Source organism: Variovorax sp. PEI5 (assembly GCF_056679935.1).
This window is the reverse complement of sequence record NZ_CM155257.1, coordinates 551,200-573,607: the sequence shown is the minus strand read 5'-3', so window position 1 is coordinate 573,607 and position 22,408 is coordinate 551,200. Positions and strand designations below refer to the sequence as shown.

Genomic DNA, 22,408 nt, shown 5'->3' with positions numbered 1-22,408 from the left:
CCGCGCCGCGCCGCCCTCGCCTCCTACGCCCGGGCGCGGCGGCGCCGACATCCGGCGGCGGGCATCGCGCCCTAGGTTCGCGTCTCCATCCACCAGGAGTCCTCCGATGACCGCCGCCAAGAAGAAACCCGGCCTCTACGCCAACATCCACGCCAAGCAGGAACGCATCAAGCACGGCAGCGGCGAGCACATGCGCGAACCCGGCTCCGAGGGCGCGCCGAAGAAGGAGGACTTCGACAAGTCGGAGAAGACCGCCAAGCACGGCCACGGGAAGAAGTAGACACGAGTGCCGGCACGGGCCGGCGTCCCGGGCCGCGCGGCCCCCAGTTCCTACAGCCAGTCGCGGGCTTCCACCCTGGTGGCGCGATCGGGGCCTGGACGACCATCCGGACTTCGAAACACCCGCTCACGCCCCCTGCCCCATGAAACCTCTCGGACTGCTCTTCTCCGCCCTGATCGGCGCCGTCGCCAGCGCGCGCTCGATGACGCCCATGGCCAGCCTCGCGGCCGCCCGCGTCGCCGGTCGCGACACGCCCGGCCAGCTCGCGCTGCTGGACCGCCCATTGTTCAAGTACGGCGCCCTGGCGATGGGCGTCGGCGAGCTGTTCGGCGACAAGATGGAATCCGCGCCCGACCGAACGGTGTTCCTCGGCCTGCTGGCGCGCGTGGCGAGCGCGGGCATCGCCGGCGCGGCCCTGGCGCCCCGTGGCCACGAGCAGGCCGGCGCGACCACCGCCATCGCGACCGCCGTGCCCCTGGCCTATCTGACCCTGGCCGGCCGCAAGCGCGCCATGGCGCGCATCGGCCAGACCCGCAGCGGCCTGATCGAGGACGCGCTGGTCGTCGCGGCCGGCATCGCGGTCGTGGCGATGGCGGTGCGGCACCACGAGAATTCCTGACGCCCTTGGGATGGATCGACGGTGCCAAGGCCGTCGGTCCATCGCCCTTGCGCCAACGACTGCCCCAAGGCGATCTATGTAGATTTTTATGCATATCGATGCGTATGATGGTTGTTCTTGCTATAGAAAACCACCGATATGCGCGACCACTGCACAATCGAACTCCATGCCCATGGGCCTGGAGGCGGATGTCCATGCGCACCTGCGCCAGGGCATCGAGGATCAGGCCGATCGCCTGGAGCGGGTGCGCTGAGGCGCGTGCCGATCCGCCATGGACAAACGCTACAACGCGCTCCCCGTGCACGAGCAGCTCGCCTTGCGCCGTCAGGCCATCGAGGAGGTCGTCGCGCATCCCGAGTGGACATTGAGGCAATGCGTGCGCCACCTGAAGAAGCAGATGCGCCTGACCAGCCCGGAGATGGCCCTCCTGGCGGGCGTCTCGACGAAGACGATCCAGGACATCGAGCAGGGTCGCAGCGAAGGCACCGTGCAGACGATGAACCGGATCTTCGGCATGCTGGGACTGAAGCTGGCCGTGGTGCGGATGCCGGATCCGCACTGAGGCGATGGTCAGGCCGAACGAACGCCCACCGGCGTGGCGGTACGCGTCCAGCGCGCATACAGCGCGCCGCCCAGCACGCCGCCGAGCACCATCGCCAGGGTTCCCGGGACGCCCCGGGTGGCATCGATGAAGACCGGCATCGGCGCCACCGCGTCGGCGCAGGCGAAGGCGGCGGCCAGCGCCGCGCCACCCGCGAGCGTGAACAGCACGCCACGCCAGCGCGGCGCGCGCCGTGCCAGCCAGCCGGCGATGGCGAAGGCCGGCAGCCAGGCCACGAACACCATGCCGGCATAGACCGGTCCGAAGGCGACCAGGTCCTGCAGCGTGGTGCGGCCGCGCAGGCCCCAGGGCAATGCCACGTCCAGCGCCACCAGCGCGTTGAGGGTGATCTGCGTCTGCGCGATCGAGCCCCAGGCCGCCGCCGCCAGCAGCGCGCCGAGGAAGGCCGGGACGGCGCGCCGCCAGGACGGCGAGGACGGCGAGGACGGCGAGGACGGCAAGGACGGCAAGGACGGCAAGGACGGCAAGGACGGGGGGACGGACCGTGGGGACATGCGAGGGTTCCTGCGAAGGCTGTGTGATAACCGGGGGACCGCCGGGGCCCGGCACCGGCAGGCGCCGGCCGCCCCTTCCCGTTCCCCCGATCGAGGATATCGAATGCTCCACCGTCCGCGCCGCCCGTCCCTGGCGCTCGTCATGACTCTCGCCGGCGCGGCGTGGCTGGCCGGCACCGGCGCGCGGGCCGCCGATGGCGCCACGTCGTCCTCCGCTGCGGCCTATCGCATCGACACCATCGCCGAAGCGCTCGACCATCCCTGGTCGCTCGCCGTCCTGCCCGATGGCCGCCTGCTGGTCACCGAGCGAGCGGGTCGCCTGCGCGTGATCGAGCGCGACGCGGCCGGCGCCCCGCGCCTGCGCGCCGCGCCGGTCGAGGGCGTGCCGACGGTGCTGACCCGGGGCCAGTCGGGCCTGTTCGACGTCCTGCTCGATCCGGACTTCGCGAGCAACGGCCTGCTCTACCTGTCGTTCGCGCATGGCACCCCGGCGGCCAACCACCTGCGCGTGGTGCGCGCGCGCTTCGACGGCACGCGCCTGGACGACATCCGCGTGCTGTTCACGTCGCGGCCGGCCAAGTCGCACGCGCAGCACTTCGGCGGCCGCATGGCGCTGCTGGCCGATGGCACGCTGGTGGTCGGCATGGGCGACGGCAACCTGGAGCGCACCGATGCCCAGCGGCTGTCCACCCACCTGGGCAAGATCGTGCGCATCGGCCGCGATGGCACGGTGCCGGCGGACAACCCCTTCGTCGGCCGCGCCGGCGCGCTGCCGGAGATCTACAGCATCGGCCATCGCAATCCGCAGGGCATGGTGAGCCTGCCGGCGCGGCGCGTGCTGTACGCGCACGAGCATGGCTCCAAGGGCGGCGACGAGCTCAACCTCATCGAGTCCGGCGCCAACTACGGCTGGCCGGTGACCACCGGCGGCGTCGACTACACCGGCGCGCGCATCACGCCCTATCGGGCCTATCCCGGCATCACGCCGCCGCTGGCGGAATGGACGCCCTCGATCGCGCCGGCCGGCATGGCGTACTACGACGGCGCGCTGTTCCCGGCCTGGCGCGGCAGCCTGTTCGTCGCCGCGCTGAAGGAGAAGAGCGTGCGTCGGGTGCCGCTGGCCGATGGCGTGCCGGGGCCGCAGGAGACGCTCTTCACCGAACTCGGCGAGCGCCTGCGCGACGTGCGCGCCGGCCCCGATGGCGTGCTCTACCTGCTGACCGATGCCGAACGCGGCCGGGTGCTGCGCGTCGCGCCGCGTTGACCCGCCCGGCCGGGCCGATGGGGCCGATGGGGTGGCCCGGGCCGCTCAGGCCGGCTTCTGGAACGACTTGATGACGCTGGAGAAATCCAGCGCGCCGTGGCCGGCCAGGCTGTGCGCGGCATAGAGGTTGCGCGCCAGGCCGCCCAATGGCGTGGCGGCGCGCACCGCGGCGGCGTTCTCCTGCGCCAGGCCGAGGTCCTTCAGCATCAGGTCGGTGCCGAAGCCGCCGGCATAGCCCTTGGACGCCGGCGCCGCCTCCATCACGCCCGGCAGCGGGTTGTACTTCTCCAGCGCCCAGTTGCCGCCCGAGCTGCGCCGCATGATCTCCGACAGCACCTTCGGATCGAGCCCGTTGGCCACGCCCAGGGCGATGGCCTCGGAGGTGCCGATCATCAGGATGCCCAGCAGCATGTTGTTGCAGATCTTGGCGGTCTGGCCGGCGCCGGCCTCGCCGGCGTGGAAGATGTTGGCGCCCATCTTCTCCAGCAACGGCCGTGCGCGTTCCAGGTCGGCCGCCGCGCCGCCGACCATGAAGGTCAATGTGCCGGCGATGGCACCGCCGGTGCCGCCGGAGACCGGTGCGTCGATCACGGCCAGCCCGCGCGCCGCGCCCGCCGCGGCCACCTTGCGCGAGGTCGCGGCGGCGATAGTGCTGCTGTCGATGACCAGCGCGCCGGGCGCGATCGCCTCGAGCAGCCCCGGCCGGCCGTCGATGCCGAAGTACAGCGCGTCGACATGCGCGCTGGCCGGCAGCATGCTGACCACGGCCTCGGCGCCCTCCACCGCGTCGGCGGCGGAGGCGGCGATGAAGACGCCCTCGGCCGCCAGCCGGTCGCAGGCCTCGCCGGAGAGGTCGAAGGCGGTCAATGCGTGGCCGGCCCGGTGCAGGTTCAGCGCCATCGGGCCACCCATGTGGCCCAGGCCGATGAAGGCGATCTTCATGTCTCGTTCTCCCGTGTGGATGGATTCAGCGCAGGCCGACCAGCTCGGGCGCCATGTCGCCCCGCGCGCGCAGGTGGTCGTCGATGAAGTCGGGTGTGATCTCGTCGAGCGTCGCGGGGTGCCAGCTCGGGTTGCGGTCCTTGTCGATCAGCACGGCGCGGATGCCCTCGGCGAAATCGGCATGGGCGCAGCAGCCCAGCGAGGCCTGGTATTCGAGCCGGAACACCTCGGCCAGGGACATGCGCGGCACGCGCTGCCACAGCGCCCACGACAGCGCGACCGAGCTCGGGGCGCCGCGCGCATAGGTCCTGGCGGCCGTCTGCAGCCAGGGGTCGTCGCTGCGCTCGGGCAGCGCGCGCAGGCGGGCATCGATGTCCAGCAGGTCGTCGCCGGCCAGGGTGGCGTTGATGAGGTCGAAGTGCTCGCGCAACTTGGACGCCGGCATGGCCACGCCCTCCCCGGCCTGCGCCAGCAGCTTCGACAGCAGCGCGCGATCGCTCTGCGACTCGCCCCGCCAGGGCGCGGTGGAGATGGCTTCCAGCACCTGCGCCTTGGCCGCCTGCGGCACCAGCACGTCGGCCAGGCCGCAGAAGATCGCGTCGGCCGCGTTCAGCGGCGCCGCCGTGAAGGCCAGGAACAGCCCCGTGCGCCCCGGCGTGCGGCGCAGGAACCAGCTGCCGCCGACATCCGGATAGAGGCCGATGTTGACCTCCGGCATCGCCACCCGGCTGCCTTCGGTGACCACGCGGTGCGAGGCACCCGCCAGCAGGCCGACGCCGCCGCCCATCACGATGCCGTGGCCCCAGCCGAGGAATGGCTTGGGATAGGTGTGGATCAGGTGGTCGAGTTCGTACTCCTCGCCGAAGAAGCGCTCGGCATAGGTGTTGCGCCGGTCCTGGCAGTCGCGCAGGGTCTGGTAGAGCGCGCGCAGGTCGCCACCGGCGCAGAAGGCCTTCTCGCCGGCCGCGTCGAGGACCACGCCGACGATGTCGTCGTCGGTGGCCCACTCGCGCAGGCGCGGCGTCAGCAGTCGCACCATGTCGACCGACAGCGCGTTGAGCGAGGCCGGCGCGTTCAGCGTCGCGACGCCGAAATGCCGGCCGCCGGCGGTGGGGAGGGTCGTGAAGCGCACGACGGCGTCGTCCGGCATCGTGCCGGCCTTCGGTTCGGGGGTCGCATCGGTCATCGGATGTCCTTGTCCAGGACCTTGCGCGCGACGATGACGCGCATGATCTCGTTGGTGCCTTCGAGGATCTGGTGCACGCGCGTGTCGCGCACCAGCCGCTCCAGCGGGAATTCGGCCAGGTAACCATAGCCGCCGTGCAGCTGCAGGGCGTCGTTGCAGACCTGGAAGCCGGCATCGGTGGCGAAGCGCTTGGCCATCGCGCAATAGGTGCCGGCATCCGGGTGACCGGCGTCGAGCTTGCTGGCCGCCAGGCGCACCATCTGCCGCGCCGCGACCAGTTCGGTCGCCATGTCGGCGAACTTGAACTGCAGCGCCTGGAAGCCGGCGAGCGGCTGGCCGAACTGCTTGCGATCGTGCAGGTAGCCGCGCGCGGCGTCGAGCGCGCCCTGCGCCGCGCCGACCGAGCAGGTGGCGATGTTGATGCGCCCGCCGTCGAGCCCCTTCATGGCGATGCGGAAACCCTCGCCCTCGGCACCCAGCAGGTGGTCGGCCGGCACGCGCACGCCATCGAAGGCGATGGCGCGCGTGGGCTGGCTGTTCCAGCCCATCTTGTGTTCCTTCTTGCCATAGCTCACGCCGGGCGCGTCGGCCGGCACGGCGAAGGCCGAGACCCCGGCGGCGCCGGCGCCGCCGGTGCGCGCCATGACCACCAGCACGTCGGTCGCGCCGGCGCCGGAGATGAAGGCCTTGCCGCCGTCGATGACATAGTCGCCGCCCTCCAGCCGGGCGCGCGTCTTGAGCGCGGCGGCATCGGAGCCGGCGCCCGGCTCGGTCAGGCAGTAGGAGGCCAGCCGGCGGCCGCTGGTGAGGTCCTCGCCCCAGCGCGCGCGCACCGCCTCGCCACCCCAGGTGCCCAGCATCCAGGTCGCCATGTTGTGGATCGTGAGGAAGGCGGTGGTCGAGGGATCGATGGCGGCCATCTCCTCGAACACCAGCGTGGCGTCCAGGCGCGGCAATGCCAGGCCGCCGATGCGCTCGGGCGCATAGAGGCCGCAGAAGCCCAGCTCGCCGGCCAGCGCAATGGCCTCGCGCGGGAAGATCGCCTCGGCGTCCCAGCGCGCGGCGTGCGGCGCGAACTCGGCGGCGGCGAAGTCGCGCGCGGTCTGGGCGAAGGCGAGTTGCTCCTCGGAGGGTTCGAAGTTCATGGGCGGGCCTTCCAGGCGTCGATGGCGGTGATGCGCGCGCGGGTCGCCCGTTCGAGGCAACCATGGAACACCAGCGGCCAGATCGAGCCGCCCTCGCTGGGGCGTGCCTCGGCCTTGCAGGCCGGGTCGCGGTGGCGCAGCCAGTCGCGCTGCTCCTGGCGCAGGGCCATGCGCGCGGGGGCGGGCAGCGCGGCCATGACCTCGCGATAGCGGATGTTGAGGATGGCGTCGGCGGCGCGGTAGTCGCGCACGGCGCAGGCGCTCATCTGCTGCTGGGTGCCATCGGGGCGGCAGGTCGATGGATCGCCCGCGTCGCCCGGGGTGTCCGCCTCGGCGGCATGCGCCAGGCCGGCGCCAGCGATGGCCAGCAGCACGGCGAGCGCGAGCGACCCGGCCTTCGCATGCATGGCGCGCGCCGGTGCCGGCGCCCGGTGTCCCTCCATACCGCTCACTTCAGGCTGATCGTCGTGTTGACGCCCTGGCTCAGGGTGGCGTCGTCGAACCAGCGCGCCGTCACGGTCTTGGTCTGCGTGTAGAACATGACGACCTGCTTGCCATAGGGACCGAGGTCGCCGAGCTTGGAGGCGCGCGAGCCGGTGAACGAGAACATCGGCACCGGCACCGGGATCGGCACGTTGATGCCGACCTGGCCGACGTCGATCTCCTCCTGGAAACGCCGCGCCGCCGCGCCGGACTGCGTGAAGATCGCCGTGCCGTTGCCGTTCGGATTGGCATTGATCATGGCGATCGCCTCGTCGAGCGTCTCGGCGTTGGCGGTGCACAGCACGGGACCGAAGATCTCCTGCTCGTAGATCGTCATGCCGGGCTGGACGTCGGCGAACACGGTCGGGCCGATGAAGTTGCCGCTCTCGTAGCCGGGCACCTGGGGCTTGCGGCCATCGAGGGCCAGCGTCGCGCCATCGGCGACGCCGCGCTCGATCAGGCCGCTGACGCGTTCGTGGGCGGCGCGCGAGACCAGGGGACCGACATCGACGCCCTTCTCGGTGCCGGCGCCGATCCTCAGGCTCTTGGCCTTGGCCACCAGGTCGGGCACCCAGTCGCGCGCCTCGCCCACCAGCACCGCCACCGACACCGCCATGCAGCGCTGCCCGGCGGCGCCGAAGCTGGCGCCGGCCAGCGCGTTGAGGGTCTGTTCCTTGTTGGCGTCGGGCATGACGATGGCGTGGTTCTTCGCGCCCATCATGCATTGCACGCGCTTGCCGGTGGCCGAGGCGCGGTGGTAGACGTGGGTGCCGACGCGGGTCGAGCCGACGAAGGAGATCGCCTTGATGTCGGGGTGGTCGCAGATCGCGTTGACCACCGCCTCGCCGCCATGGACGACATTGAGCACGCCCGGCGGCACGCCCGCCTCCAGCGCCAGTTCGCACAGGCGCATGGTGACCATCGGGTCCTGCTCGGAGGGCTTGAGCACGAAGGTGTTGCCGGTGGCGATGGCCATCGGGAACATCCACAGCGGGATCATGGCCGGGAAGTTGAATGGCGTGATGCCGGCGCACACGCCCAGCGGCTGCAGCAGGGTGTACGTATCGACGCCGTTGGCGACGTTGTTGGCCAGCTCGCCGAGCTGCAGGTTGCCGATGCCCGAGGCGTGCTCGACCACCTCCAGGCCGCGGAAGACATCGCCCTCGGCATCGGGCAGGGTCTTGCCCTGCTCGGCCGTGAGGATGGCCGCCAGCTCGGTCATGTGCTCGCGGATGAGCTGCTGGTACTTCAGGAAGATGCGCGAGCGCGCGCCGACGGGCGTCTTGCGCCAGGTCCGGAAGGCGGCCTGGGCCGAGGCCACCGCGGCGTCGACCTCGGCGGCGGTGGCGAACGGCACGCGCGCCAGCACCTCCTGCGTCGCCGGATTGACGACATCGCGCCACTCGGTGGTCTGCGATTCGACGAACTTGCCGCCGATCAGCAGCTTGACGGTGTCGATCCGCGTGGTCGGGGGCGTGGTGGTGGCATCCATGGTGTCTTGTCTCCGGTCTCGTGATCTGTCCGGACGTGCGCCGGTGTCAGCGGGACATGCTAGCTTTGCACTTTTGCGCTGGCAATAGACAGAAACGCGCGCGCGCTTTGCACGAATGCAGAATGCGCGCATGGACTGGGACCACCTGCGCTTCTTTCTCGAACTCGCCCGCTCCGGCACGCTGCAGAGCGCGGCGCGGCGCCTGGCGGTCGACCACACGACCGTCGCGCGGCGCATCCAGGCCCTGGAGAAGCAGGTCGGCGCGCCGCTCTTCACGCGCGAGGCGCTGGGCCACCGGCTGACCGAGGCCGGGCGCGCGCTGCAGCCCCAGGTCGAGGCCATGGCGGCGGCGTTCCTGCGCATCGAGAGCGCGGCGCCGGCCTCGCGCGAGGGCCTGTCGGGCGTGGTGCGCATCGGCGCGACCGAGGGCCTGGGCACCATCGTGCTGGCGCCCCGGCTGGCGCTGTTCGCGCGGCGCCATCCGAAGCTGGTGGTCGACCTGCTGGCGCTGCCGCGCCTGCTGCACCTGTCACGGCGCGAGGCCGACATCGTCATCTCGCTGGAACGCCCGGCGCGCGGCCCGGTGGTGGTGACCAAGCTGACCGACTACACCCTGAGGCTCTATGCCGCCGAGGCCTACCTGGCCGCGCATCCGCCGATCGCGTCGCGCGAGGACCTGCGCGGCCACAGCTTCATCAGCTATGTCGACGACCTGCTGTTCAGCAAGGAGCTGCACTACCTCGACGAACTCTGGCGCCCCGATGCCTTCGCCCTGCGCAGCACCAGCATCCTGGCCCAGCACGCCGCCGTGGCCGCCGGCGCCGGCATCGCGGTGCTGCCAGCCTTCGTCGCCGGGCGCGATCCGTCGCTGCGCGCGGTGCTGCCGGACCAGGCCAGCTTCACGCGCACCTTCTGGATGTCGATGCCCGAGGAGACCCAGCACACGGCGCGCCTGCAGGCGGCCTGGTCCTTCCTGCGCGAGACGGTGGCGGCGCAGCGCGACCTGCTGCTGCCGGCCACGGCGCCCGCCGCGCCGGTGCCGGCGCCCCGGCCGGCACGCTGAGGCCGGACCCCGGCGGCGGCCGGTTCAGGCCGCGTCGGTGGCCTTGTCCTCGGAGACGCGGTGCTTGGCCATCAGGCGATAGAGCGTCATGCGCGAGACGCCGAGTTCGCGCGCCGCGCGCGAGACGTTGTGCCCGCCACGCGCCAGCGCGACCCGGATCGCCTCGCGTTCGGCCCGCATGCGCGCTGCTTCGAGGCCGACCAGGCGCCCCTCGCCCGCATCACCGGCGCGGGCGAGTTCGAGGTCGACCGGCGAGATCAGCCGGTGGTCGGTCATGACCACCGCGCGCTGCACGCGATGGAAGAGCTCGCGCACGTTGCCGGGCCAGTCGTGCGCCAGCATGGCGTCGATGGCCGGTCGGCTGAAGCCCTCGACCCGGGTCTTGCGCTCGGCGGCGCAGCGCTGCAGGCAGTGGCGCGCCAGCAGCGCGATGTCGTCCTTGCGCTCGCGCAGGGGTGGCACCGTGATCGACAGCACGTCCAGCCGGTCGAACAGCTCCTCGCGGAACAGGCCCTGCGCCACGGCCGCCGACAGCTGGACCTGCGAGGCGGCGATCACGCGCACATCCGCCGCCGAGGTCCGCACCAGTCCCAGCCGCCGCTCCGTGCGTTCCTGCAGCAGGCGCAGCAGGCGGGCCTGGGCATCGCCCGAGAGCTCGTTGACGTCGTCGAGGTACAGCGTGCCCCGGTGCGCCGTGCGCAGCAGTCCGCCGGTGCCCTCGGTGCCGCCATGGGTCACCTCGGGTCCGAAGATCTCAGTCCCGGCGTCGCCGTGCAGGCGCGCGCCGCAGTGCGCGACGATGAAAGGCTCCGGCGCGCGCGCCGACCGACCATGGATCGCCTGCGCCACCAGCTCCTTGCCGGTGCCGCGCTCGCCGTCGATCAGGACCGGCGCATCGGTCGCGGCCAGCTTGACGATCTGGCGCCGCAGCTGGGTCATCGCCGCGCTGCGGCCGACCAGGCCCAGCTCGGCGTCCGTCTCGCTCGTCTCCGCATCCCGCAGGGACGCCCGCAGCAGCGAGCGCCGGTGTGCATACGCGAGCATCGGCAGCAGGCTGTCGGCCTGGATCGGGCCGACGTGGAAATCCAGGAAGGCATCGAGCAGGAGATCACGGAACGCCGGCAGCTCCAGCGCGCCCGGGGGCACCGCCGCCACCCATTCGAGGTCGGTGATCGAACGCACGGCCGACTCGATCTGCGCCGTCAGCGCGAGGTTCACGCGGTCGATCAACAGCAGGCACAGCCGCAACTGCAGCTGGGACTGCAGACGCCGCGCGGTGGCGAGGTCATCGGCCCAGACCACCTCCCAGCCCTGCTCGCGCAACTGCGTATCGAGTTCGGTGGGCCGCCGGCCCGGTGCGATGCACAGGACCTTGCGTGCCGCCATGGCCGGCACGCTCAGGCGTCCGCGCCATGGCATGGGCCGTGGGGGGCCTGCCTGCGCGAAGTCGATACGGATGAAGTGAGCGATGGGACCGCCTGATGCGGGCGGAGCCGGATGACGCGCCGCGTCGTCGATCGGAAGGCCGCCGTGGCGCGGGCCACCCGCTCGGTTTCCACCTGCATCATGAAATCCCTTCTCCTGAACCAGTGTCTTAATTGCTTAATTCAACGATCGTAGCCATGCATTAAGACACATTCTAAATTGAGAACGGAAATCTTGTAAGTGATTAATTCAGAGTCACGGAAAGACGGGTGCTTTTAATTTGTCGACCTCCGTCGATACCCGGGGCGCTCCACCATTGCGTCCGTCTGAGAGTGAGTGCTTCCCTTGGCGGCAACCATTTTCGGCATCTCCGGACGAATAACGATTTTCCAATCAATTGGGTCGAAATTTTTCCAATTGATGTCACACTGGAGTTACATGGGCACGCCGATTGCCGAGGACCGATTGCCAATTCGGTCGAGTGCCCGCAATGCAAAAGGTCAGGAATATGACGCGCTCAATTGACCGGAACGCGTCGTCCGCTGCGCGCGCTCGAAGATCGGGATCGCACCTCGCTTGGCACGTGAGATGCCACGCACGGGCACCGGGTCGCGATGGATCCGCCGGCCGGCCCGGCGCGCCCCGGACACCCGGGGCTCGACGCCCGCCGCGACCATCGCGGGTCGCGAAGCGGGCTGCGCCGCCGCCTCAGGCGATGAGCGGCGCGCCGGTCTTGGCCTGCAGGGCCTCGAAGGTCACGCCATCGGCCAGCTCGACCACCTTCAGGCCCTCGGGCGTGACGTCGATGACGGCCAGGTCGGTGATGATGCGGTCGACCACGCCGACGCCCGTCAGTGGCAGCGTGCACTTCTCCAGGATCTTCAGGTCCTGGGTGCCATCCTTCTTGCGCGCGACGTGCTCCATCAGCACGATCACGCGCTTGACGCCAGCCACCAGGTCCATGGCGCCGCCCATGCCCTTGACCATCTTGCCGGGGATCATCCAGTTGGCCAGATCGCCCTCGGCGCTGACCTGCATGGCGCCCAGGATGGACAGGTTGATCTTGCCGCCGCGGATCATCGCGAAGCTCTCGTGACTGCCGAAGATGGCCGAGCCCGGCAGCGTGGTGACGGTCTGCTTGCCGGCATTGATCAGGTCGGCGTCGACCGCGTCCTCGGTCGGGAAGGCGCCGATGCCCAGCATGCCGTTCTCGCTCTGCAGCCAGACTTCCTTGTTCTTGGGCACGAAGTTCGCCACCAGCGTCGGGATGCCGATGCCGAGGTTCACGTAGAAGCCGTCCTCGAGTTCCTGCGCCGCGCGCGCGGCCATCTGGTCTTGGGTCCAGGGCATGGTCAGATTCCTTTCTGGGTGCCTGCGGGCACGGTGACGGTGGGAACGGCGGGGACTTCGCTGCCGGCGGCGGCCTGCGCGATGACGGCCTGCGCCTCGACCTTGGCGGCATCGACGTCGACCGGCGCCGAGGCGCTCACGGTGCGCTTCTCGATGCGCTTCTCCGGATGGGCGTTGAGCACGATGCGGTGCACGTAGATGCCCGGCAGGTGGATGTCGTCGGGCGCCAGTTCGCCGACCTCGACGATGCGTTCGACCTCGACGATGCACAGCTTGCCGGCCATCGCGGCGGCGGGGTTGAAGTTGCGCGCCGTCAGGCGGAAGCGCAGGTTGCCGGACTTGTCGGCGACATCGGCCTTGACCAGCGAGACATCGGGCACGATGGACCGCTCCATGACATAGGTCTCGCCATCGAACTCGCGCAGTTCCTTGCCCTCGGCGACCTGCGTGCCGACGCCGGTCTTGGTGAAGAAGGCCGGGATGCCGGCGCCGCCGGCGCGCAGCTTCTCGGCCAGGGTGCCCTGCGGCGTGAACTCGAGTTCGAGTTCGCCGGCCAGGTACTGGCGCTCGAACTCCTTGTTCTCGCCGACGTAGCTGGCCACCATGCGCTTGATCTGCCGCGTCTCCAGCAGCTTGCCGAGACCGAAGCCGTCGACGCCGGCATTGTTCGAGACGCAGGTCAGGTCCTTGACGCCGGAGTCGCGCAGGGCGTCGATGAGCGCCTCGGGGATGCCGCAGAGGCCGAAGCCGCCGACGGCCAGCGTCTGCCCGTCGGCGACGACGCCTTGGAGCGCCGCGTCGGCGGAGGGATAGATCTTGTTCGCCATGGGAAGTGATCCTCGCGAGTGGAAGGGTGGAGTGAAGGAGGGGGACGCGGAAGTGTGCGGCCCCGGAACGATACTACGTACCCGCATACGTAGTAATTCGTAATGGACAGCCCCGAGCCCCCCGTCGCCGGCATCGACTACCGCCTGGCCTTCGAGCGCGCGCCGGTGGGCATGGTGCTGTCGCGCGAACGCGAGATCGTCGATTGCAACCAGCGCCTGTGCGAGATGTTCGGTGCCACCCGGGACCAGCTGGTGGGCCAGTCGCTGCGGGTGCTGTATCCGAGCGCGGTGGAGTTCGAGCGCATCGGCCGGCGCCTGGTGCCGATCCTCAACGCCAGCGGACGCTATGCCGACCACCGCATGATGCGCCGGCTCGGCGACCTGCACGGCGCCTTCGCCGGCGAGACCTTCTGGTGCCACGTCACCGGCCACGCGCTCAACCGGTCGCGGCCGCACGAGTCGGGCATCTGGACCTTCGAGGACCTGGGCTCGCGGCGCCAGGCCAAGGCGGCGCTGACGCCGCGCGAGCGCGAGGTCGCGGCGCAGGTCATGCAGGGCCTCACCTCCAAGGAGATCGGCCGCGTGCTGGGCATCAGCCATCGGACGGTGGAACTGCACCGCGCGCGCCTGATGCGCAAGTACGCCGCCGCCACGACCGCCGAACTGGTGCAGAAGCTGATGGCGGGCTGACACCTTCGGTGGCATCCGGATACACGGATTGGGCCCGGCCCTTGGGTACCATGGCCGGATGCTAGATCGACGATCCTTCCTCGCCGCCGGCAGCGCCTCCGTGGCGCTCGCCTCCCTCGGACTGCCCGCCGCCGCGCTCGCCGCCACCGGGCTCAAGCTCTCCGATCCCACGCCGTTCTCCTTCGAACGGCTGATCGCCCAGGCCCGCACGCTCGCCACGCGCCCCTACGTGGTCGACACCGCGCTGCCGGCCGCCGTGCTCGAACGCATCGACTACGAGGCGCACGGCAAGATCAGGTTCGACACCGACAGCGCGCTCTTCAAGGACGGCCCCGGCGCCTATCCGGTCACCTTCTTCCACCTCGGGCGCTTCTTCCAGGTGCCGGTCCACATGCACGTGCTGGAGACCGCCGGCGGCGACCTCTTCTCGCGCGAGATCCTCTACGACGCGGCGTATTTCGACATGCCCGCCGACAGTCCGGCGCGCCAGCTGCCCGATGGCGCCGGCTTCGCCGGCTTCCGCCTGCAGGAGAGCCGGCTGGGCGACCAGGCCAAGCTGGACTGGAAGAAGAACGACTGGGTCGCCTTCCTCGGCGCCTCGTATTTCCGCGCCATCGGCGAGCTCTACCAGTACGGCCTGTCCGCGCGCGGCATCGCGCTCGACGTGGCGGTGCCCGACAAGCCGGAGGAATTCCCGACCTTCACCCGCTTCCACTTCGAGCCGCCGGCGCCGGGCAGCAAGAGCGTCACCGTGTATGCATTGCTCGAAGGCCCGAGCATCACCGGCGCCTACAAGTTCGTCATGCAGCGCGATGCCGCCGTGCTGATGGACATCGACTGCCAGCTGTTCCTGCGCAAGGACGTGGCGCGCCTGGGCATCGCGCCGCTGACCTCGATGTACTGGTACTCGGAGACCCTCAAGCCCAGCGGCATCGACTGGCGCCCCGAGGTCCACGACTCCGACGGCCTGGCGATCTGGAACGGCGCCGGCGAGCACATCTGGCGCCCGCTCAACAATCCGACGCAGACCCGCGCCTCGGCCTTCGGCGACACGCGTCCGCGCGGCTTCGGCCTGCTGCAGCGCGACCGCTCGTTCGACCACTACCAGGACGGCGTGTTCTACGAGAAGCGGCCGAGCCTGTGGGTCGAGCCCCTGGGCGACTGGGGCGAAGGCGCGGTGCAGCTGATCGAGATCCCGACCGACGACGAGATCCACGACAACACGGTCGCCTTCTGGGTGCCCAAGGCGCCGGCCCGCGCCGGCTCCACCTATGCCCTGAAGTACCGCCTGCACTGGACCGACAAGGAGCCCTTCCCGTCGCCGCTCGGACGCTGCGTGGCCACGCGCATCGGGCGTGGCGGCCAGCCCGGCCAGCCGCGCCCGGCGGGCGTGCGCAAATTCATGGTGGAATTCATCGGCGCGCCGCTCGCCACCCTGCCCTTCGGCGTCAAGCCGGAGCTGGTGCTGACCGCCTCGCGCGGGCGCTTCTCGTACATCTTCTCCGAGGCCGTGCCCAACGGCGTGGCCGGCCACTGGCGGGCCCAGTTCGACTTCACGGTCGATGGCACCGAGCCGGTCGACATGCGTCTCTATCTGAAGACCGGCGACCAGACGCTGACGGAGACGTGGCTGTATCAATACCAGCCATGACCAGGGGCTGACCCCCAGGCTTCGCGCACTGCGTGTCGCTTCGCCAACCCCCTTTTCAAGAGGGCGACACCGGCGGCCCGGCGGAGCCGGTTCCGCGGGGTCATTGGCTCACCCCCAGGCTTCGCGCACTTCGTGTCGCTTCGCCAACCCCCTTGCAGGGGGCGACACCGGCGGCCCGGCGGAGCCGGTTCCGCGGTGTCCCTGGCTGGGCTGATCCGGGCGGGGCTCAGCGGCCGCGGACGGAGATCAGTTCGACCTCGAAGTTCAGGGTCGCGTTGGGGGGGATGACGCCGCCGGCGCCGCGCGCGCCATAGGCGATGGCGGGCGGGCAGGTCAGCTTGGCCTTGCCGCCAGGCTTCATCTTCTGCACGCCCTCGGTCCAGCACGGGATCACGCCGGAGAGCGGGAACTCGATCGGCTCGCCGCGCTTGTAGGAGCTGTCGAACTCCTTGCCGTCCTGCAGCGTGCCGCGATAGTGGACCTTGACGGTGTCGGAGGCCGCCGGCGAGGCGCCGCTGCCTTCCTTGATCGACTGGTAGACCAGGCCGCTCGGGGTGGTGACGGGAGCGCCCTGGGCCCAGGCGGCGGGCAGCAGGGTCATGGAGGCGGCGGTCGCGGCGGCGAGGATGGCGGCGCGGAGGACGATGGACATGGAAGGCACGCTTTCGTTGAGGAAGTTCGGACGGCGATTATTGCCATGCCCTCCTCCACCCGGCGCGCCGTCGGGCCATCCGACGTGAGCGCTCGCTCGAAGCCATGGCGCCCGCGCATGCCGGCCCGGGCGCATGGCCCCGAGGCCGATGGCCGCATCGTTCCACCCGGGCCACGATGCGGCACGGACGAGGCTCAACCCATCGCCTGCGGCCTCACCTCCGGCCAGCCGATGCTGGGCGCGTGGCCGCGGAAGTTCTCGAGCCACCAGCGCCAGTCCTGCTGCACCAGCGAGAACGGCGACGGATGGGCGAGCTCGCGCGCGGCCCACACCGGCCAGTGCGGATTGGCCAGCGCCGGCCGCCCCAGCATGACCAGGTCGATCAGTTCCTCGCGGATCACCCGGTCGGCGTTCTGCGGCACACCGAGGTTCCAGCTGGTGGCGACCGGGATGCCGATCTCGGTGCGCACGCGATGGGCGCGCTCGATCATGAAGCCAACGTCGTTCATCGGCGCGTCGACCATCTCGTCGGTGTTGAAGCCCAGCGACAGGTCGGCCAGGTCGAGGCCGTGCTCCTTCATCAGGCCGACCGCGACCACGGCATCCTCGAACTGCGTGCCGGCGGGATGGAGGTCGTCCGAGCCGAGCCGCATGGTCAATGGATATTTCTCCGGCCAGACGGCGCGCACGGCATCCAGCGCCTCCAGGTGGAAACGGGCGCGGTTGGCCACGCTGCCGCCGTACTGGTCGGTGCGCTGGTTGGCCAGCGGCGAGAAGAAGCTGGCGCCCAGGTAGCCGTGCGCGTAGTGCATCTCCAGCCACTTGTAGCCCGCGTCCAGGGCCCGGACCGCCGCGTCGGCATAGGCCTGGTGGATGGCCTTGATCTCCCCGACGCTGAGCTCCCTGACCGGATGGACGTGGCCACCGCCGCCATACGGGATGGCCGATGGCGCGACGCAGGTCCAGCCGTCGGGGTGGTCGGGCGGCAGTTGCTTCCAGGTGCCCTCGGCATTGGTGCCGCGATGGGGCGGCAGCTCGCTGCCCTTGCGCCCGGTGTGGCCGAGCTGGATGGCCGGGACCGCGCCCATGCGCTCGATGATGGCGCAGACGCGCGCGTGGCCCTCGATCTGGTCGTCGCTCCAGATGCCGGCGCACGAGGTGGTGGTGCGGCCGTCCGGCGTGATCGCCATCTGTTCGCCGAAGACCAGCGCGAAGCCACCCGCCGCTCGGGCGCCCAGGTAGCTGACGTGATAGTCGTCGAGCTTGCCGTCGACCGAGTTGTACATGGTCATCGGCGACATGACGATCCGGTTGCGCAGGGTCACGCCCTTGAGCGTGTAGGGGCTGAAGAGATCTGGCATGGGGAGTCCTCCGGTGGATTGCGGAACAATGGGATGCCCGATGCGAAGCAAACTTCGCGCCCAATCCTTCACGACGCCCCGGCGGCCCTCGGAGGATCGAGCCGTCGTCCCCACCGTCTCCAGCGAGGAAATCCACGATGCGCTACCGAACCACGCTCGATGCCCATGTCTTCGACTTCGAGGACCTCAAGCAGGTCATGGCCTGCGCCAGCCCGGCGCGCTCGGGCGACTACCTGGCGGAGATCGGCGCGGCCACCGCGCAGCAGCGCATGGCCGCGCGCCACGTGCTGGCCGACACGCCGCTCAGGCAGTTCCTGACCGAGGCGCTGATCCCCTACGAGAGCGACAACATCACGCGCCTGATCATCGACGGCCACGATGCGATGGCCTTCGCGCCGGTGTCGCACCTGACGGTCGGCGGCCTGCGCGACTGGCTGCTGTCGGAGCACGCGACCACCGCCGCGCTGAGCGCCCTGGCGAGCGGCCTGACGCCGGAGATGGTGGCCGCCGTCTCCAAGCTGATGCGCAACCAGGACCTGATCGCGGTGGCGCGCAAGTGCAGCGTGGTCACGCGCTTTCGCAACACCATCGGCCTGCCCGGCCACATGGCGGTGCGCCTGCAGCCCAACCATCCGACCGACGACCTGCGCGGCGTCGCGGCCTCGACCCTCGACGGCCTGCTCTATGGCGCCGGCGATGCGGTGATCGGCCTCAATCCGGCCTCCGACAGCCTGCCGGTGCTCGGCCGCCTGCTGCACATGCTCGACGAGGTGATCCAGCGCTTCGAGATCCCGACGCAGAGCTGCGTACTCACCCACGTCACCAACACCCTGAAGCTGGCCGAGACCGGGGCGCCGGTGGACCTGGTGTTCCAGTCGATCGCCGGCACCGAGAAGGCCAACCTGTCCTTCGGCGTCACGCCGGAACTGCTCGACGAGGCCCACGACGCGGCGCGCTCGCTGGGGCGTGGCACGCTGGGCGACAACGTCATGTACTTCGAGACCGGCCAGGGCAGCGCGCTGTCGGCCGATGCCGGCTTCGGCGTCGACCAGCAGACCTGCGAGGTGCGCGCCTATGCGCTGGCGCGGCGCTACCGGCCGCTGCTGATCAACACGGTGGTCGGCTTCATCGGGCCGGAATACCTGTTCGACGGCAAGCAGATCATCCGCGCCGGCCTGGAGGACCACTGCTGCGGCAAGCTGCTGGGCCTGCCGATCGGCTGCGACGTCTGCTACACCAACCACGCCGAGGCCGACCAGGACGACATGGACACCCTGCTGGTGCTGCTGGCCACGGCCGGCCTGACCTTCCTGATCGGCGTGCCGGGCGCCGACGACGTGATGCTCAACTACCAGAGCACCTCGTTCCACGACGCGCTGTTCCTGCGCGAGACGCTGGGCCTGAAGCGCGCGCCCGAGTTCGAGGCCTGGCTGCAGCGCATGCGCATCACCGACGACACCGGCCGCCTGGCGCCGCCGGCGACCCATCGCCTGCTCGCGGACATGGGCCGCCTGCCCTCGCTGGGGAGCTGAACCATGGACACGCCAGAACCCCGCGATCCGCAGGACCCACGGGACGCGCGGAGCGACCCGGCATCGGCACCCTCGGCCGACGTCGCCGGCGCCGGCGCCGCCCCCGTGGTCACCCCCGACCCCTGGCGGGAGTGGCGCCGCGCCACGCCGGCGCGGCTGGCGCTGGGCCGGGTCGGCACCGGCATGCCGACCGACGAGACCCTGCGCTTCGGCTGGGCGCACGCGATGGCGCGCGACGCCATCCACGCGGCGCTCGACGTCGAGGCCCTCGCCGGCCGGCTGGCGACGCAGGGCTGGACGGTCGAGCGCGTGCGCAGCCAGGCCGCCGACCGCGCCACCTACCTGCGCCGGCCCGACCTCGGGCGCCGGCTCGACGCCGGCGACGCGGCACGCCTGCGCGAGGGCGCGGCGCGCGCCGCCGAGGGCGCGGCCTGCGAGGTCTGCATCGTGATCGGCGACGGCCTCTCCTCGCTCGCCGTCGAGCGCCATGCCGCGCCATTGCTGGCGGCCCTGCGCCCGCACCTGCCCGCCGACACGCGCTTCGCCCCGGTGGTGATCGCCACGCAGGCCCGCGTCGCGCTGGCCGACGAGGTCGGCGAGGCCTTCGGCGCGCGCCTGTCGGTGATGCTGGTCGGCGAGCGGCCGGGACTGAGCTCGCCCGACAGCCTGGGCATCTACCTCACGCACACCCCCCGGCGCGGCCGCCACGATGCCGAGCGCAACTGCATCTCGAACGTGCGCCCCGCCGGGCTGGCCAGCGACGCCGCCGCCTTCAAGCTGGCCTGGCTGATGCGCGAGGCGCTGCGCCGCGGCGCCACCGGCATCGCGCTCAAGGACGAGAGCGACCTGGCGGTGCTGGAGTCCGCCCCCCGCAGCGACCGGGCGGATGCCATCATGACGGCTCCGACCTCCAGGAGACACCCATGACCTCGCCCGACCCGCGCACCGCCACCGCCGACGCCGATGCCGCTCCGACCGCCGAGCGTTATCCCGCCGCCCATCTCGCCGACCTGCCCGACGACATCCGCGCCGCCATCCTGGCGGTGCAGGAGAAGTCCGGCTTCGTGCCCAACGTGTTCCTGGCGCTGGCGCGCCGCCCGGCCGAATGGCGCGCCTTCTTCGCCTACCACGACGCGCTGATGCTGAAGGAGGACGGCAGCCTCACCAAGGGCGACCGCGAGATGATCGTCACCGTCACCAGCGCCGCCAACCGCTGCCTCTACTGCGTGGTGGCGCATGGCGCGCTGCTGCGGATCTACGAGAAGAAGCCCCTGGTGGCCGACCAGGTGGCGGTGAACTGGCGCAAGGCCGACATCACGCCGCGCCAGCGCGCCATGCTGGACTTCGCGATGAAGGTCTGCGAGCGGTCGCACGAGATCGAGGAAGCCGATTTCGCCCGCCTGCAGGCCCATGGCTTCGACGACGAGGACATCTGGGACATCGCCGCCATCACGGCGTTCTTCGGTCTGTCCAACCGCATGGCCAGCTTCGCCGGCATGCAGCCCAATCCGGAGTTCTACCTGCTCGGGCGCGTGCCCCGGCCTCAGCGCGCGAGCTGAGCCAGTTCGGCGCTGCGGCAGCGGGCGAAGGCGTCGAGCCCGTGCCGGTAGCTCGGCGTGGTCACGTCCATCACGCCCAGCACGGTGTGATAGAGGTTGTCGTGCGTGAGCGGCGTGTCGCGGCCGGCTTGCAGGCAGGCGGTCGACAGCATGTCGCGTGTCGCCAGGCCAGGGTCGAACCAGGCCACCATCGGGATGTGCTTCTGCACCTCCGGCGCCATCTGGTAGGGCAGCCCGTGCAGGAACAGGCCGAACTCGCCGAGCGATTCGCCATGATCGCTCAGGTAGAGCAGCCCGGTGGCGTAGTTCGGCGAGCGGGTCTTGAGCCAGTCGATGGTGCGGCCGAGGAAGCGGTCGGTGTAGGCGATCGAGTTGTCGTAGGCGTTGATCAGCTCGGCATGGCTGCAGTCGGCCAGCACGTTGGTGCGGCACTCGGGCGTGAAGCGCTTCATGTCGTCGGACGACCGCTTGTGGTAGGCCGGTCCGTGGCTTCCCATCTGGTGCATCAGCAGCAGCACGCCCCGCGCGCGGCGCTCCGGCGGCAAGGCCTCGATGCGGCGGTCGAGGCCGACCAGCATGGCATCGTCCAGGCACTCGCCATCGCTGCACAGCGCAGTCTTGGCGGCGGCGTCGAGCCCGTCGATGGCGGCCGCATGGGGCACGCGGTCGCACACGCCCTTGCAGCCGCCGGGCTGGTTGTCGATCCACAGCACGGCCAGTCCGGCGGCCTGCGCCACGTCGACCAGGTTCTCGTGGTCGTCCCTGGCGCTCTCGTAGCCCTCCTTGCCCAGTGGCGAGAACATGCAGGGCACCGAGGCCAGCGTGTTGGTGCCGCACGAATGCACGTCGCGCCAGCTCACGACGCCGCGCGCGGCGAGCTCGGGCGTGGTGTCGCGCCCATAGCCGTTGAGCGCGAAGTGGTCGGCGCGCGCCGTCTCGCCCACCACCACCACGAAGAGCGGCGGCTTGGCCCCGGTCGCGTAGCTGGTGCCGAGGGCCGCGCCGGCCGAGGTCAGGACCAGCTTGCGGGTGTGCGCGAACATCGGCTTGAGCACCACCCGGCTGGTCGAGTAGAGGCTGGCGAGCGGATTGACCATGTAGCGCAATGTCACGTGATTGCGCATCAGCGGCGCGAAGTCGCGCGAATCGACGACCACGCTGGCCACCACCACCAGCAGGGCCACGACGAGCATCACCGCGTTGCGCCAGATCTGGCCCCAGGCGCGCATCGGCAGGAGCGGCACGCGCGCGATCCACCAGATCGCCGGCAGCGTGACCAGCGCGACCCCGAACGCCATGCGCCAGCCGAGCAGGTCGCGCGTCTCGTGCATGTCGGTCTGCAGCGCATTGGCCGCCATGGTCGGGTCCATCACGACGCGGTAGGTCAGCATGTAGTGCTGCGCGACGGCCGCGACCAGCACCAGCGCGCACCACACCGGCTTCATGCCACGTGTCCAGGCCGTGAGGGTCAGCGCGGCGGCGGTGCCGAAGCCGACCAGCATCGCCATGGTGGCGATCGAATGCATGTACAGGCTCGGCGCGCCGCCGATGCGGGCGAGCTCGCGCCACAGGGGCCAGTTGGTCGCCAGCAGCAGGTAGAGGCTCAGGACGCCGACGACGAAGCGGGGCGAGCGCGGCCGCGACAGCCAGCGTCGCAGGGCGTGCCAGCCCGTGGGCGGCGGCTCGAACGGCGACGGGGCGGTGGCGGCGGAGGCCACGGCGCTGGGCGGTGGCGGCAGGATCGGTTGGATGGCATCGGGCACCCGCTCAT

22 protein-coding genes are annotated in these 22,408 nt (G+C 70.7%); 10 read left to right on the top strand and 12 right to left on the bottom strand.

All coding sequences use genetic code 11. The features are described 5' to 3' along the window. The first annotated feature begins 106 nt into the window (after positions 1–106). The 3 genes from AC1MLT_RS02665 (at position 107) to AC1MLT_RS02655 (ending at position 1,461) form a co-directional block, all read left to right on the top strand. Entirely contained in the window at positions 107–280 is a 174-nt protein-coding gene (locus AC1MLT_RS02665) for a hypothetical protein (protein WP_481033737.1), read from the top strand. A 142-nt stretch (positions 281–422) separates the two neighbouring features. Then, a complete protein-coding gene (locus AC1MLT_RS02660) occupies positions 423–899 on the top strand; it encodes a hypothetical protein (protein ID WP_481033736.1) in 477 nt (158 codons plus the stop codon). Between the two features lie 271 nt (positions 900–1,170). Beyond that, positions 1,171–1,461, top strand: a complete 291-nt coding sequence (locus AC1MLT_RS02655) for a helix-turn-helix domain-containing protein (RefSeq protein WP_481033735.1) — start codon at positions 1,171–1,173, stop codon at positions 1,459–1,461. Between the two features lie 8 nt (positions 1,462–1,469). Here the strand turns inward: AC1MLT_RS02655 and AC1MLT_RS02650 are convergent, their stop codons facing one another. Continuing rightward, positions 1,470–1,961 carry a hypothetical protein gene (locus AC1MLT_RS02650; protein WP_481033734.1) on the bottom strand — a complete coding sequence of 164 codons (492 nt, stop codon included), beginning with the start codon at positions 1,959–1,961 and terminating at the stop codon, positions 1,470–1,472. Between the two features lie 157 nt (positions 1,962–2,118). On the opposite strand from AC1MLT_RS02650, the gene AC1MLT_RS02645 reads away from it, so the two are divergent. After that, positions 2,119–3,279 (top strand): PQQ-dependent sugar dehydrogenase, encoded by a 1,161-nt coding sequence (locus AC1MLT_RS02645; protein WP_481033733.1) that lies wholly within the window; start codon positions 2,119–2,121, stop codon positions 3,277–3,279. Between the two features lie 45 nt (positions 3,280–3,324). Here AC1MLT_RS02645 and mmsB read toward each other — a convergent pair whose 3' ends face one another. Genes mmsB through AC1MLT_RS02620 form a run of 5 tightly spaced genes read right to left on the bottom strand, consistent with a single transcriptional unit; the run spans position 3,325 to position 8,527 of the window. Beyond that, positions 3,325–4,221: a 3-hydroxyisobutyrate dehydrogenase gene (mmsB, locus tag AC1MLT_RS02640; protein WP_481033732.1), complete on the bottom strand. Its 897-nt coding sequence runs from the start codon at positions 4,219–4,221 to the stop codon at positions 3,325–3,327. A gap of 25 nt (positions 4,222–4,246) precedes the next feature. Further along, positions 4,247–5,407, bottom strand: a complete 1,161-nt coding sequence (locus AC1MLT_RS02635; protein WP_481033731.1) for an enoyl-CoA hydratase/isomerase family protein — start codon at positions 5,405–5,407, stop codon at positions 4,247–4,249. Then, entirely contained in the window at positions 5,404–6,552 is a 1,149-nt protein-coding gene (locus AC1MLT_RS02630; protein WP_481033730.1) for an acyl-CoA dehydrogenase family protein, read from the bottom strand. The genes AC1MLT_RS02635 and AC1MLT_RS02630 overlap by 4 nt, the downstream gene beginning before the upstream one ends. Continuing rightward, positions 6,549–6,959 carry a lysozyme inhibitor LprI family protein gene (locus AC1MLT_RS02625; RefSeq protein ID WP_481033729.1) on the bottom strand — a complete coding sequence of 137 codons (411 nt, stop codon included), beginning with the start codon at positions 6,957–6,959 and terminating at the stop codon, positions 6,549–6,551. The genes AC1MLT_RS02630 and AC1MLT_RS02625 overlap by 4 nt, the downstream gene beginning before the upstream one ends. Before the next feature lie 41 nt (positions 6,960–7,000). After that, on the bottom strand, positions 7,001–8,527 hold the full coding sequence (locus AC1MLT_RS02620; RefSeq protein ID WP_481033728.1) for a CoA-acylating methylmalonate-semialdehyde dehydrogenase: 1,527 nt from the start codon (positions 8,525–8,527) through the stop codon (positions 7,001–7,003). A 130-nt stretch (positions 8,528–8,657) separates the two neighbouring features. On the opposite strand from AC1MLT_RS02620, the gene AC1MLT_RS02615 reads away from it, so the two are divergent. Continuing rightward, on the top strand, positions 8,658–9,590 hold the full coding sequence (locus tag AC1MLT_RS02615; RefSeq protein ID WP_481033727.1) for a LysR family transcriptional regulator: 933 nt from the start codon (positions 8,658–8,660) through the stop codon (positions 9,588–9,590). Positions 9,591–9,614: 24 nt separating this feature from the next. On the opposite strand, the gene AC1MLT_RS02610 is transcribed toward AC1MLT_RS02615, so the two are convergent. From AC1MLT_RS02610 to AC1MLT_RS02600, 3 genes are all read right to left on the bottom strand, one after another. Next, positions 9,615–11,009, bottom strand: a complete 1,395-nt coding sequence (locus tag AC1MLT_RS02610; protein ID WP_481033726.1) for a sigma 54-interacting transcriptional regulator — start codon at positions 11,007–11,009, stop codon at positions 9,615–9,617. 714 nt (positions 11,010–11,723) lie between these two features. Further along, a complete protein-coding gene (locus AC1MLT_RS02605) occupies positions 11,724–12,365 on the bottom strand; it encodes a CoA transferase subunit B (protein ID WP_481033725.1) in 642 nt (213 codons plus the stop codon). Positions 12,366–12,367: 2 nt separating this feature from the next. Continuing rightward, entirely contained in the window at positions 12,368–13,192 is an 825-nt protein-coding gene (locus AC1MLT_RS02600; RefSeq protein ID WP_481033724.1) for a CoA transferase subunit A, read from the bottom strand. Between the two features lie 102 nt (positions 13,193–13,294). Between AC1MLT_RS02600 and AC1MLT_RS02595 the strand changes: the two genes are divergently transcribed. Both AC1MLT_RS02595 and AC1MLT_RS02590 read left to right on the top strand, forming a co-directional pair. Continuing rightward, entirely contained in the window at positions 13,295–13,882 is a 588-nt protein-coding gene (locus tag AC1MLT_RS02595; protein ID WP_481033723.1) for a LuxR C-terminal-related transcriptional regulator, read from the top strand. 58 nt (positions 13,883–13,940) lie between these two features. Then, entirely contained in the window at positions 13,941–15,533 is a 1,593-nt protein-coding gene (locus AC1MLT_RS02590) for an OpgD/OpgG family glucan biosynthesis protein (RefSeq protein WP_481033722.1), read from the top strand. Between the two features lie 226 nt (positions 15,534–15,759). On the opposite strand, the gene AC1MLT_RS02585 is transcribed toward AC1MLT_RS02590, so the two are convergent. Then, positions 15,760–16,134 (bottom strand): FKBP-type peptidyl-prolyl cis-trans isomerase, encoded by a 375-nt coding sequence (locus AC1MLT_RS02585; protein WP_481034879.1) that lies wholly within the window; start codon positions 16,132–16,134, stop codon positions 15,760–15,762. Between the two features lie 245 nt (positions 16,135–16,379). Further along, the gene (locus AC1MLT_RS02580; RefSeq protein ID WP_481033721.1) at positions 16,380–17,546 is read right to left on the bottom strand and encodes an oxidoreductase; all 1,167 of its coding nucleotides are present in this window, start codon (positions 17,544–17,546) and stop codon (positions 16,380–16,382) included. A gap of 137 nt (positions 17,547–17,683) precedes the next feature. Between AC1MLT_RS02580 and AC1MLT_RS02575 the strand changes: the two genes are divergently transcribed. The 3 genes from AC1MLT_RS02575 to AC1MLT_RS02565 are packed head-to-tail and all read left to right on the top strand — an operon-like array spanning position 17,684 to position 20,637. After that, complete coding sequence (locus AC1MLT_RS02575) at positions 17,684–19,078, top strand: ethanolamine ammonia-lyase subunit EutB (RefSeq protein ID WP_481033720.1); 1,395 nt, start codon at positions 17,684–17,686, stop codon at positions 19,076–19,078. 3 nt (positions 19,079–19,081) lie between these two features. Next, a complete protein-coding gene (gene eutC, locus AC1MLT_RS02570; RefSeq protein WP_481033719.1) occupies positions 19,082–20,005 on the top strand; it encodes an ethanolamine ammonia-lyase subunit EutC in 924 nt (307 codons plus the stop codon). Beyond that, a complete protein-coding gene (locus AC1MLT_RS02565) occupies positions 20,002–20,637 on the top strand; it encodes a peroxidase-related enzyme (RefSeq protein ID WP_481033718.1) in 636 nt (211 codons plus the stop codon). The genes eutC and AC1MLT_RS02565 overlap by 4 nt, the downstream gene beginning before the upstream one ends. Here the strand turns inward: AC1MLT_RS02565 and AC1MLT_RS02560 are convergent. Beyond that, entirely contained in the window at positions 20,622–22,400 is a 1,779-nt protein-coding gene (locus AC1MLT_RS02560) for a phosphoethanolamine transferase (protein WP_481033717.1), read from the bottom strand. The two genes, AC1MLT_RS02565 and AC1MLT_RS02560, sit on opposite strands and share 16 nt — an antisense overlap. Positions 22,401–22,408 lie beyond the last annotated feature (8 nt).